Below are 12934 nucleotides of genomic sequence, written 5' to 3' on the forward strand. Positions count from 1 at the left end.
AGATTATTTGTTTTCCCAAGAATATTCGTTTTGCTCAGTTGTGTTGCTTTCATTGTCATTATAATCAATGGAAATATTTACAGGTACACACATGAAAATGTCTTTACCTACTTTTTCCAATTTGCCATCCAATGCATAGGTCGCACCAGATACGAAATCTACAATACGAGCTGCTTCATGAGGGTCTGTATTTTCAAAATTAATCAATACAGGACGCATGTCGCGCAATTGATGTGTAATATTTTCAGAATCTTCAAATACTTTTGGTTCAATTACAACTACTTTCATAGCTGTTGGACGTTGTGTCATCGTAGATTGGCCTCCTACCTTGCGTGGATGAAATTCAGATGCACCGGACACGGGAGCCGCTGTTGCTACTGGGGTAGGTTCAGCTTCGTATTCCTCTTCATCTTCGTATTCGTAATCATCATATTCATAGTCATCATCAGTTCTGCCTAAGAATAAGTTTTTTGCTTTGTCTAAATAATCTCCCAATGCCATTTGGATTTCCTCCTAATACAATTAACGCTTCCGATTATCAGGTAACCCGAACCTTAATAATATACACGTTCCCCAAAAATTGCTGTGCCTACACGAACGATGTTAGCCCCTTCTTCCAAAGCGACCTCAAAGTCGTGAGTCATCCCCATAGATAAATATTGAATCTGCCCTTCTTCAAAGTAGCGTTTCATATCCTCAAACAAGGCATTCGCTACGCGAAAGATTGGACGAGCTTCCTGTGGATCATCGAAAAATGGCGCCATACACATCAAGCCCCTTACGCGTACATGAGGCAATGTTTTTGCATAATCTCGTATTTCTGGAAACTCTTCGACGGTCATTCCCGTTTTAGAAGCTTCGCGGGCCACATTGACTTGCAGTAATACATCTTGCATTTTATCGTGCTTTGCAGCAACCTTTTCGATTACATCTAATAATTTACGGCTATCCACAGAATGAATTAAATCAAACATAGGAACCGCTTGGCGCACCTTATTGACCTGTAAATGACCAATCAAATGCCATGTTAATTGTGGCCCCTTATAGGTTAGCTGCTTTTCTTTGGCCTCTTGTACTCGATTTTCTCCTACATGAGTGACACCGAGCCGTGCGACCTCTTCCACAGCCGACACAGGGTGGTTCTTTGTAACCGCCACTAATAATGCTGTATCTACGCGACCAACACGCGCCATAGCATCGGCCATGCGCTGCTGTATAGCGTGTAGGGATTCTTCAATCACGTGAATGCCCCCTTCAATCTATATATCATAATCATCAAATATATTTGTATAGACTATTTTATTATATAGTATTTAAGGTCAAATGTACATGATTTAAGGCTTATCCCTTCCACAAATTCAAGCATGTATATATATAAAATATCATACTTTATTATGATTCCTGTGAAAGTCGAATTTTATCGGTCTTGTAACATCGCAAATAAGGCCATCCGACCTGTTAGGCCTGCCTCTCGACGATAGGAATAACAGTCTACTTCCGTTACACTATCGGTACCACCAATCGTGATATTCTCTGAAGGAACTCCATTTACAATGAGATCCTCACCAATAAAGTTCCATAAATTGATATAAGCCTTGTCTAATTTATCACCAGGATAATTGACAACATCAGATGCATCTCGGTCTGTCATATCTCTCCATGCTAATTCAAAGCGTTTACCTAGTTCTACATCTACTTCAAAGGACTCTGGTCCAATACTAGGCCCAAGATATATATAGCAATCTTTGAACTCGGTCCCATAAGCCTCTTTCATGGCCTCAATAGTAAGTACTGGTAAGCGGCCAATGGCACCACGCCAACCTGCATGTGCCGTTGCAATCGCATGATGTTTGGCATCGTAAATGCCTACGCCAACGCAATCTGCAGTGAACAGAAATAATGGCACATGAGGTAGATTTGTAAATACCGCATCACAATCATCGATGGCCGTATCTTCTGCAAAAGCACCGGCCCCAATAAGGTCTTCTGTGATTTCTACAGCCTTTAAACCATGGACTTGATTGCCACAAGAAATACGGTTTGGTTCAACACCTAAATATTTCGCAACAATAGCTCGATTTTCTCGTACACTCTGAGCTTCATCGCCTACATGAAAAGCTAGATTTAATGATTCATAAGGGGCTTTAGATACGCCACCATGACGATAGGTATCGCCCATAACAATAGGAAATCGCTCACTCCAGCTTGGCGTCTCATAAGACCATATACCATGAGGACCTTTCACATCTATACGTTTTACAAATTGATTCATCTATTACTCCTATTTACATACACCACAGCGTTTACAACCTGCTGCACATGGAGGTGTATATGCTTCATCAAGGGATCTTTGCCATTCCATTTCAAGATAGCCCTCCTGCATACCCATGTCTAAATGACTCCATGGCAAGAATTCATCAAAACTGCGTTCACGATAATTCATATTATCCATATCCAGGCCAGCAGCCTTCATTTCGGACTTAAAAGATTTACTGCCCCGATCGGCTGCACATGCTGCAATAACAGCGCCTAAGCGGCGATCCCCACGAGCAAGAACGCCTTGAATATACGCCTCTTTAGGCGATTCTACGAGAACCTCAATGCGGCGATTCTTTTGCAACGCTTTTTTTATATATTGTAATTTTTTCTCCACCGTTTTTTGATTGTCCATGGCCATCCATTGGAACGGGGTAAAAGGTTTCGGAATAAACGGATTAATGCTGAGCGTTAAACGACCTTTACAACCTACTTTTTCCATATGAGCTTGCGTTCTTTCCGCAAGTCCTACAATAGCCTCAATATCTTCATCGGTTTCCGTTGGCAGCCCAATCATTATATATAAGCGCATATGCTGAATACCTGACTTTGCAGATAAGGTAGCTGCATTTTGTAAATGCTCTTCACTGATACCCTTGTTGATGACGCGACGCAAACGTTCACTGCCCGTTTCTGGCGCAATGGTAATAGTCTTTTGTCCACTGTCTGCTAGTCCATCCACCACGGCTTGTGTTAACGAATCAGCACGCAAGGATGCACAAGAGTAACGCATATCTTTAGAGCGAATATAATTAACGAGTTCATCTACCTCAGGATAATCCGAGATAGCAGCACCCATTAGGCCTACCTTTTTACCTAGTTTTTCTGCGCGCTCTACGCCTTCTTTCAAAATGTCCAAAGGACGTACACGCGGTACGCGGAAGCAATACCCAGCCATACAAAAGCGACAGTGACGACCACAACCACGAGCTACTTCTATGATATACATAGCGCCAAATTCAGTATAGTTCGTAGCCACTACCGTTTCACCACCGCTGGTGAGCATTTCAAAGTGACGTTTAATCGTCTTAGGTACGCCCTCGACAATATCATAGCCTTTAAATTCACCATCTTCACTGTAAATCGGCACATACAAGGATGGTACGTAAACCCCCGATACATCCGCTAATTGACGTAAAATAGCGTGACGATCCAAGCCTTCCATTTTTCCATCTCGAATGATATCTAGTACGCGACTGACGATACCTTCCCCTTCACCGATGATGAAAGCATCAATAAAGTCGGCAAAAGGCTCAGGGTTAAAGGTCGCACAAGGGCCCCCTGCAATAACGATAGGATCAAATTCGGTACGGTCTTTTCCCATGATAGGTACACGGCCATGGCGCAACATCAAAGGAATATGGAAATAATCCATTTCAAAGGTGACATCAAAAGCAACTACATCAAATTGATGCATAGGCCTTTGTGTTTCAACGCTCATAAGCGGAGTCTTAGTCTTATCGTAAGCTTCTAATTCCTTTTTCTCAGGCAAGAAGATCCGTTCGCAGACGCTATCATTTCGTAAATTGATTTCCTCATAAATGATATGAAGTCCAAGATTACTCATGCCCACAAAGTATGTATTCGGATAAACGATAGCTACTTTTTGCCCTGCATGAGGATTTACTGTTATCCGACTGTCTTCATCTTTATATAATTCTTGTAATCGATCAATTAAATCTTTACGATTCACTAATTTCCTTTCTATATAAGCCCACTACGAATAGTGGGCTTAATAACACTTTACATATCATTTGTACATCTATAAAATTAGATAATACTAATTTCGCCTATAATAAAAAACCAATAGATATTACAATTTAGATTTCAATTTATCCTTAGTATGAGCGGTCTTACTTTTAAGAGTGCTTACAATTTGTGGGCGATGTTTTCTTTCATAAGGATATACAACAACTTTTCCATCTTTATATTCTGCAATATATATGTCCTTAACAGAGTATCCTTGAGCTTGGATTTCTTGTTCAAGCCAATCTCTATCTTTTTCAATTACATCGAGAGTAAACTGATTAATTTGACCATCATCGATAAGGTCAAATCGAATATTATCTTCACCGAATTGAACTACATTAAGCTGTCCATTTTGCTCCAATACGGCACGCTTAACATCCGTAACATATTGAACACCGGCAGCGCGAAGTTTTAATTTAAGTTCAGCCGCTTGTATACCATAACGCATACATTCTTCTGTTAGAATATGACCTTTTTCGATTACTATAACTGGATGACCATCAAGAATTGCTTTAAAAATACGAAGATTCCCTTTTAAAAACTTAAGAGTCATTACGAGGATAGTCCATAAAATAAGAACTAACATAAATTGTAAAATGCCAATTTGATCATTGTAAATAATGGCACCAATAATACCACCAAGTACGTAGTTTTGCAATTGGTCTAAAGCAGAGGTTGGGGCTAAATTGCCCTTACCCATTAAATTGATTTGTAGAATAATCGCCAAAAGACCGATGGCGAGTTTTGCAAAGACCATCCCATAGACGGCCATAGCTTCTGTCATATGTGGTCCTCCTTATGGTAATGTGTCCGCTTTATCATGAATTCGATCTATAGGACTTACCTTATAAACACGTGTAATAGTATAGGTTGAAAATTCTGGATTAAATTGAACCTCATAGTAAACATCACTTACTTTTAAAATCATACCATTACGAATCTTTAAGGAGTTAACCGCCAATTGGTCACTCGGCACAGAACGATCCGAACTAAAAGAATGTAAAAATTGGGCCATTCGAGAAGAATCCTCAGAATAGGTTTTCATCCGATTATACTCTTGGTATTCAAGCCCTAAGAAGAACACTACGATTAAAGACAATATAATCATCAGGTCACGATAGCGACTAGTAAAACCATTTCGCAATACTTGTACGCCCAACACGAGTAAGGCTAATAGAACCGCTACAATTATAATAAATCCCCATGTCTGACCAGCCGTAGCCTGACTTTCAACATAGGCTAATGTGTAAAAATCCATGCCACACTCCTTTCAAATATTATTTTTTATTATACCATATTTGATTCCAATATTTTCGATGTAATCGTCAAGATGGCCCAAAATAATGTAAGAAACGATAAAAAATAGCGACCCCTTACGGGGTCGCTTTTAATAAGCATATAATCTCACAAAAGATTACCTAAGTAATACTCTTATTTTAACCAGCTCATCAAGTTGCGAAGTTCTGCGCCAACTGGTTCAATTGGATGATTAGCAGCTGCTTCGCGATGTTCTTTAAGGAATTTTTGACCATTTTTGGAATCTGCTAAGAATTCATCAGCAAATTTACCAGATTGAATATCCGCCAAGATTTGTTCCATAGCTTTTTTAGTATCTGCAGTGATTACGCGAGGACCTGCATGGTAATCGCCGTATTCAGCAGTGTTGGAGATGGAGTGGCGCATTTTTTGGAAGCCACCTTCGTAGATAAGATCTACGATTAATTTCATTTCATGCAAGCATTCGAAGTAAGCGTTAACAGGTTCATAACCAGCTTCAGTTAATACTTCAAAGCCAGTTTTGATCAACTCAGTAACACCACCACACAATACAGCTTGTTCACCAAAGAGGTCAGTTTCAGTTTCGGATTTGAAGTTAGTTTCCAAAATACCAGAACGGCCACCACCGATACCAGATGCCCATGCTAATGCCACTTCTTCAGTATCGCCAGATGGGTCTTTTTCTACAGCGTACAAACAAGGAACGCCAGAACCTTCTTGGTATGTACGACGAACTAAATGACCAGGACCTTTAGGAGCTACCATGAATACATTGATGTCTTCACGAGGTACGATTTTACCAAAGTGAATGTTAAAGCCATGAGCAAATGCCAAGTACGCACCTTGTTTCAAGTTTGGAGCAATATCTTGTGCATATACGTCTGCTTGCAATTCGTCTGGAATCAATACCATAACGATATCAGCGCCTTTAACGGCTTCTGCAGTTTCTTTTACTGTAAGACCTGCTTCTTCAGCCGCTTTCCAGCTAGAAGAACCACCGCGAAGACCAATTGTTACGTCCATACCATTTTCTTTCAAGTTCAATGCATGAGCATGACCTTGGGAACCGTAACCTAACACTGTAATTTTTTTGCCTTCCAATTTGCTTAAATTACAATCTGCATCATAATAAACTGTAGTACCTAAAATTTTACCTGCCATATTAGACAACCTCCAAACATATTCAATAGAATATAGATTATATATACTGTACACAATCTAACAAATTTTTGCAAGATGTGGCGTACATTAATTTAGTATCAGTAAGCCGAGTTTTAAGCCTCTGATAAAAAAATTTGATAACTACCGAACCATCACCCATGGACGATCATCTTTCCATACAACTTGTACGGAAAGTCCAAAGACATCAGATAAAATATCATCAGTTAGTACCTTGTGTTTAGGACCTGCATGAATCATCTTACCCTCTCGCAAGATAGCTACATGAGTAATAAACGATAGTATCTCTTCAATTTGATGTGACACATAGATAATCGGTGTCTGCTGCTCAGCTACCAAAGTGGATACGGTGCGTAAAAACTGCTCCCTCGCTGGTAAGTCCAAACCAGAGCAAGGCTCATCCAAAATCAATAATTCTGGATTTGCCATAATAGACCTCGCTAACAATACCCGGCGCTGTTCGCCAGCAGATAAGGTGCGAAAACGATGACCTTCCAAATAGTCTAGTCCAAATTCAGATAATAATTGCATACCTCGTTGGCGCACCTCAGGTGCTACCTCTTGGTATATACCAATGCTACTAAATGCACCAGAAATAACGATATCTTCAACGACTTGTTTATCCAAGGTTGACTGAAATTGTCCAAGCGCAGAGCTAACAAATCCTAGTCTAGCCTTGATTTTAGGCCACGCATATTTACCAAATTCCTTGCCAAACACACGTAAAGTACCCGTTGTGGGAATTTGATAAGCAGGTATCATGCTGAGTAGCGTTGATTTACCAGCCCCATTAAGCCCTAATAAGGCCCAATGTTCACCGTCCTCTATATGCCAATTTACATTATCTAAAATAGGTCTACCATCACGGCGAAAGCAGACATTTTCATAATGGAGTAATTCACGCCCCACGTTATCAGCTCCTACATTTTTTCTCCGCGACTCATAGCGGTGATACCTGTTTTGGCAATTTCAAGAATACCATAAGTTTCCATAATTTGAATGAAGCCACGTAATTTTTCTACACTGCCAATGACTTCAATGATCATAGATGTAGGAGAAATATCTAACACATTACCACGATATACATCGGCAATCTGTACAATTTGTGATCTTGTAGAAGCAGATGCTTTTACCTTGATAAGCATTAACTCACGGCATACCACATCATGATCTTCAAACACTTTAACCTTAACAACATCGATAAGCTTGTAGATTTGTTTTTGCACTTGATCGAGAATTCGGTCATCGGCCTCTACAGTAATAGTAATACGTGCATAACCTGGCTGATTTGTAATGCCAGATGTCATTTTTGTAACGTTAAAGCCACGACGGTTAAAGAGTGCCAAAATACGTGTACCAATACCTGGTGCATTTTTTGCAATGATTAAGACTTGATGTTCTTTCGCCATTATAGCACCCCTTTCTTACCCATCATACCGCTTATCGTGCCGCCTGCTGGAATCATTGGTAATACATTATCCTCTCGTTCAACGCGACAATCCAAGACAATGCTTTCATCCGATGTAATGTATGATTTAAATTCTTTGTTGAAAGTTTCAACATTATCTAGACGCGCTGCTTTCAAGTCAAATGCATCTGCGAGTTTCACGAAGTTCGGACTCACTTCCAAATCTACATAGGAGTAGCGTCTATCATTGAAGATTTCTTGCCATTGACGAACCATACCAAGATAGCCGTTGTTAATAATAACAATCTTGATTGGCAAATTATATTGGCGAACCATCATGAGCTCTTCACAAGTCATTTGGAACCCGCCATCACCGACAACAAGGATAACTTGCTTCTTAGGCGCCCCTACTTGAGCCCCAATAGCCGCCGGCAAACCATACCCCATGGTACCCGCACCGCCAGAGGTAACGATAGTATGAGGTTTTTTATGAGTTAAGAATTGAGCCGCCCACATTTGATGTTGGCCTACATCACTTACGATTATGGCATCATCCTTGGCAATTTTGTTAAGTTCAGATAACACATATTGTGCATGCAATACACCATTTTTAGACTCAGGAATTACCATAGGGTATTCCGCTTGCCATTCTCGGATTTGCTCAAGCCACGCTTCATGCGTTGTAGGTTCTACAAGAGCATTAAGCTCCGTTAATACCTGTTTTAAATCCCCTACGATAGGCACGTTGATTGTAACATTCTTATCAATTTCAGCTGGGTCGATATCGATATGAATAATTTTAGCTTTTTTACAGAAGAAATCTGGATGGCCTGTGATGCGGTCATGGAAACGAATCCCTGCAGCAATCACGAGATCTGCCTCATCTGTACTATTATTAGCGGCTACAGAACCGTGCATACCAACCATGCCAAGAGCCAATTCGTGATCTCCTGGGAAGCCACCAAGACCAACTAATGTATTCGTCACCGGGATTTGAGCCTTTTCAGCTAATTCTTTAAGCTCATCCATAGCGCCAGACTTCAATACACCTGCTCCAGCAATGATAAGTGGGCGCTTTGCATTTTTGATAAGAGTAGCTGCTTTTTTGATTTGACCTTGATGACCTTTATAGGTTGGATCATAGCCTTCAAGATGAATAGGTACTTCGTACAATTTGTTGTATTCCGCCATGGATATTTTTTCTGTTTGAATATCCTTGGGAATATCGATGAGTACAGGGCCTGGGCGACCTGTGCCAGCAATAAAGTACGCCTCTTTAATGATACGAGGCAAATCATGAATATCTTGAACAAGATAGTTATGCTTGGTTATAGGCATCGTAATACCTTGGATATCCGCCTCTTGAAAGGAGTCCTTACCGATAAAGGGCCGGCCAACCTGACCTGTAATGGCCACCATAGGTACGGAATCCATGTACGCAGTCATAATACCTGTTACAAGATTCGTTGCACCAGGACCAGACGTAGCAAGACATACACCTACGCGACCAGATACGCGAGCATAGCCATCTGCTGCATGTGCAGCACCTTGTTCATGACGAACAAAGTAATGTTTAATTTCAGGGAAGCTATATATTTCATCATAAATTGGAATTACCGCACCACCTGGATAACCGAACATATCGGTTACACCAAGGCGATGCAATGTTTCAAGGACAATGCGTGCCCCATTGATTGTTTCTGCGCTCATAGGAACCCTTTCAACCAGCTATTCAGATAAAATCTCGCTGGAATTTAATCGTTTAATAATGTAACCATTATGTTTGAAAGTATCAATAATGTGTTGGATGTGCTCTTCACCATTTGTTTCTACCGTTACTTGCAATTCCACTTCATGGAAACGGTCAAGGTTTTTGAACTGATTATGGTCAAGTTTAATAACATTTGCATCTGCATCGGCTAACATTTGAGATACAGCCACTAACTGGCCTGGTTTATCAGGAAGATTAACGGAGAAGGTAAAGATACGACCACGCAATACGAGACCTTTATTAATCATTGACGAAATAGTAAGTACGTCGATATTACCACCGCTGACGATAGCTACCACCTTTTTATCGCGGCACTCTAATTTCTTGAGGCCAGCAAGTGGCAAAATACCGGAATTTTCTGCTACTAACTTATGTTTTTCAACAAGCAATAAAAATGCTTCCATCAATTCATAATCAGAAACGGTAATAATTTCATCTACGTATTGCTTGATATATTCTAATGTAGTTTCCCCAATTTGACGTACTGCCGTACCATCTGCAATCGTTGCCACTTCATCGAGAGGTACAGGATGATCAGCCTTTAAGGCAGCTAGGGCACTCGCTGCACCTTCTGGTTCTACACCGATAATCTTAACGCGCGGATTTTTTAATTTCGCAGCAGCAGCAATACCAGATACGATACCACCGCCCCCAACAGGAACGAGCAAAATATCCGCATCAGGCAATTCATCAAGAACCTCAAGGGCAATTGTACCTTGCCCTTCTATTACATCTTCATCATTAAACGGATGAACGAACACATAGCCATGCTCTTTCTGCAACTCCATCGCCTTTTGATAGGCTTCGTCATAAATCTCGCCAAATAATACAACATCTGCACCGTATTGTTTTGTTGCATTAACCTTGATAAGAGGGGTATGTTTCGGCATGACAATAGTCGCTTTAATGCCAAGACGTTTCGCAGCAAGGGCCACGCCTTGTGCATGATTACCGGCAGACGCAGCGATAACACCGCGCGCCTTTTCTTCTTCTGTCAGTTTTGCAATTTTATTATAAGCTCCACGAACCTTAAAAGAGCCTGTTATTTGCAAGTTTTCTGGCTTGATATATACATCATTTCCGCACTCGTCAGAAAACACATCACTATGAAGTAACTTCGTTTTCACAGTGATTGTACTCAAGCGCTCACGAGCCTCCATAAAATCATATAACTTATACATATACACGGTCTCCTCTAGTTAGTATTAAATGAAAGTCGAGTATTAGTCTTCAAATACTTCGATAGCACCTTGTGCAGCAGAGGATACGTGAAGAGCGTATTTTTTAAGATATCCAGTTACATTGGATTTGAACGGTTTCAATGCCGCTTTACGACGAGCGATTTCATCATCAGATACAGCTAGTTCCAATTTACCGTTTGGAATATCGATGTTGATAATATCACCATCTTCAACGATGGCAATGGTACCGCCTGCAGCTGCTTCTGGAGATACATGTCCGATGGATGCACCACGAGTAGCACCGGAGAAACGACCATCTGTCAACAAGGCTACGTCTTTATCGAGCCCCATACCGGCAATCATAGATGTTGGTGTCAACATTTCCCGCATGCCAGGCCCCCCTTTAGGACCTTCGTAGCGGATAACGACAACGTCACCTTTTACGATTTTACCGCCTGTGATAGCTTCAACCGCTTCTTCTTCGCTGTTGAATACTTTAGCTGGACCAGAGTGAACGAGCATATCTGCATCTACGGCACCGGCTTTTACAACGGAACCATCTTCAGCGAGATTGCCTTTAAGAACGGCGATACCACCAGTTTCATGAACTGGATTATCCCAAGGATGAATAACATCTTCGTCTGCTACGAATGCTGCCTCAGCAATTTCACCTTGTGTTTTAAGAGCAACAGTTTTGCAATCTGTATGAAGGCGACCATTTTCTGCTAAACGTTTCAACACCGCAGATACACCACCTGCAGCGTACAAGTCTTCGATGAAGTATACACCAGATGGAGATAATTTAGATAATTGAGGTGTATTTTGGGCGATGCGATCAAAATCGTCTAAGGATAGTGGTACACCTGCTTCGTGAGCAATAGCCGGTAAATGAAGCGCCGTATTAGAGGAGCCACCCAAAGCCATATCAAGAGCTACCGCATTTTCAAAGGCTTCACGAGTCATAATATCTTTAGGGCGAAGGTTTGCTTTTAATACCTCTACCGCTTGCATACCAGCTAACTTAGCTAAACGCAAACGTTCAGAATATACCGCTGGGATTGTACCATTGCCAGGAAGGCCCATACCGAGAGCTTCTGTTAAACAGTTCATTGTATTTGCCGTATACATACCAGAGCAAGAGCCACATGTAGGACATGCTGTATTTTCGATATCAGCTAACTCAGCATCATCCATTTCACCAGTTTGATGTTTGCCTACGGCTTCGAATACGTCGGACAAGCCAATTTTTTTACCTTTATGTACACCAGCGAGCATGGCCCCACCAGATACGAATACAGATGGGATATTAAGGCGAGCAGCTGCAATCAACATGCCTGGCACTACCTTATCGCAATTTGGAATGAATACCATCGCATCAAATGGTGTAGCCATAGCAGTAGCTTCGATAGAATCTGCAATGATATTACGTGTAACTAAGGAGTATTTCATGCCGATATGGTTCATTGCCAAACCGTCGCAAATACCGATAGTATTGAACTCGATTGGCACACCACCTGCGTTGCGGATGCCGTCTTTTACGGCTTGTACAATATTTTTCAGGCCTACGTGACCAGGGATGATTTCATTGAAAGAGTTGGCAATACCGATGACTGGTCTCCCCATTTCTTCATCAACGAAACCCAGAGCTTTTAGTAAAGATCTGTGTGGTGCACGTGCTACGCCTGTTTTCAAATTGTCACTTCTACAACTCATGTTAATCTCCTCACTTTTGAAAGCATCCACTTGGACAGCTTTCACGACGCATAAAAAAAGACGATTCCAATGAATCGTCTTAAAAGTTTACAAATGATATTCCTTTTGTTTACAGAATTCCTATATACATAAATAATCCTATGTACCCCTTGGAAAATATACACATAAGAAACAAACCATATAGTCAAATCTTATTGATTGTATATTAAACCATTCGCGGAACTTCTAAGACAAAAACGTGTTAAGTTGTTGTTCATAATTCGAATGTCATTAATAATCACGACTAGCGCAATAATCAATAAGCTAATGACTAAACCTAACATGTTTCCTCCTAAAATA

At 40.9% G+C, this 12934-nt stretch carries 12 protein-coding genes; all 12 read right to left on the reverse strand.

From position 1 onward, the window contains the following. Window positions 1–3 precede the first annotated feature (3 nt). A complete protein-coding gene (locus VPAR_RS07255) occupies window positions 4–501 on the reverse strand; it encodes a cell division protein SepF (RefSeq protein WP_004695224.1) in 498 nt (165 codons plus the stop codon). A gap of 53 nt (window positions 502–554) precedes the next feature. After that, window positions 555–1241: a YggS family pyridoxal phosphate-dependent enzyme gene (locus VPAR_RS07260; protein ID WP_012864739.1), complete on the reverse strand. Its 687-nt coding sequence runs from the start codon at window positions 1239–1241 to the stop codon at window positions 555–557. 176 nt (window positions 1242–1417) lie between these two features. Further along, window positions 1418–2272 (reverse strand): purine nucleoside phosphorylase YfiH/LACC1 family protein, encoded by an 855-nt coding sequence (locus VPAR_RS07265; RefSeq protein ID WP_012864740.1) that lies wholly within the window; start codon window positions 2270–2272, stop codon window positions 1418–1420. A gap of 9 nt (window positions 2273–2281) precedes the next feature. Further along, a complete protein-coding gene (locus VPAR_RS07270) occupies window positions 2282–4009 on the reverse strand; it encodes a radical SAM protein (protein ID WP_012864741.1) in 1728 nt (575 codons plus the stop codon). Window positions 4010–4129: 120 nt separating this feature from the next. Next, a complete protein-coding gene (locus VPAR_RS07275) occupies window positions 4130–4849 on the reverse strand; it encodes a DUF421 domain-containing protein (RefSeq protein ID WP_004695216.1) in 720 nt (239 codons plus the stop codon). 12 nt (window positions 4850–4861) lie between these two features. Continuing rightward, complete coding sequence (locus VPAR_RS07280; protein WP_012864742.1) at window positions 4862–5323, reverse strand: DUF3290 family protein; 462 nt, start codon at window positions 5321–5323, stop codon at window positions 4862–4864. 173 nt (window positions 5324–5496) lie between these two features. After that, window positions 5497–6504: a ketol-acid reductoisomerase gene (ilvC, locus tag VPAR_RS07285; protein ID WP_004695212.1), complete on the reverse strand. Its 1008-nt coding sequence runs from the start codon at window positions 6502–6504 to the stop codon at window positions 5497–5499. Window positions 6505–6645: 141 nt separating this feature from the next. Beyond that, window positions 6646–7431 (reverse strand): ABC transporter ATP-binding protein, encoded by a 786-nt coding sequence (locus VPAR_RS07290; protein ID WP_008714969.1) that lies wholly within the window; start codon window positions 7429–7431, stop codon window positions 6646–6648. 11 nt (window positions 7432–7442) lie between these two features. Next, a complete protein-coding gene (ilvN, locus tag VPAR_RS07295; protein ID WP_004695208.1) occupies window positions 7443–7931 on the reverse strand; it encodes an acetolactate synthase small subunit in 489 nt (162 codons plus the stop codon). Continuing rightward, entirely contained in the window at window positions 7931–9640 is a 1710-nt protein-coding gene (gene ilvB, locus VPAR_RS07300; RefSeq protein ID WP_012864743.1) for a biosynthetic-type acetolactate synthase large subunit, read from the reverse strand. The genes ilvN and ilvB overlap by 1 nt, the downstream gene beginning before the upstream one ends. 18 nt (window positions 9641–9658) lie before the next feature. After that, window positions 9659–10882: a threonine ammonia-lyase gene (gene ilvA / locus VPAR_RS07305; RefSeq protein ID WP_004696872.1), complete on the reverse strand. Its 1224-nt coding sequence runs from the start codon at window positions 10880–10882 to the stop codon at window positions 9659–9661. Window positions 10883–10924: 42 nt separating this feature from the next. Next, entirely contained in the window at window positions 10925–12595 is a 1671-nt protein-coding gene (gene ilvD / locus VPAR_RS07310; protein ID WP_012864744.1) for a dihydroxy-acid dehydratase, read from the reverse strand. Window positions 12596–12934 lie beyond the last annotated feature (339 nt).

Source organism: Veillonella parvula DSM 2008 (assembly GCF_000024945.1).
Classification (GTDB): domain Bacteria; phylum Bacillota; class Negativicutes; order Veillonellales; family Veillonellaceae; genus Veillonella; species Veillonella parvula.

Bases quoted from the DNA above. Each gene is read 5' to 3' on its own strand.
- VPAR_RS07255 (WP_004695224.1), bottom strand. From the start codon at position 501: ATGGCATTGGGAGATTATTTAGACAAAGCAAAAAACTTATTCTTAGGC.
- VPAR_RS07265 (WP_012864740.1), bottom strand. From the start codon at position 2,272: ATGAATCAATTTGTAAAACGTATAGATGTGAAAGGTCCTCATGGTATA.
- VPAR_RS07275 (WP_004695216.1), bottom strand. From the start codon at position 4,849: ATGACAGAAGCTATGGCCGTCTATGGGATGGTCTTTGCAAAACTCGCC.
- VPAR_RS07280 (WP_012864742.1), bottom strand. From the start codon at position 5,323: ATGGATTTTTACACATTAGCCTATGTTGAAAGTCAGGCTACGGCTGGT.
- ilvC (WP_004695212.1), bottom strand. From the start codon at position 6,504: ATGGCAGGTAAAATTTTAGGTACTACAGTTTATTATGATGCAGATTGT.
- ilvN (WP_004695208.1), bottom strand. From the start codon at position 7,931: ATGGCGAAAGAACATCAAGTCTTAATCATTGCAAAAAATGCACCAGGT.
- ilvB (WP_012864743.1), bottom strand. From the start codon at position 9,640: ATGAGCGCAGAAACAATCAATGGGGCACGCATTGTCCTTGAAACATTG.
- ilvA (WP_004696872.1), bottom strand. From the start codon at position 10,882: ATGTATAAGTTATATGATTTTATGGAGGCTCGTGAGCGCTTGAGTACA.
- ilvD (WP_012864744.1), bottom strand. From the start codon at position 12,595: ATGAGTTGTAGAAGTGACAATTTGAAAACAGGCGTAGCACGTGCACCA.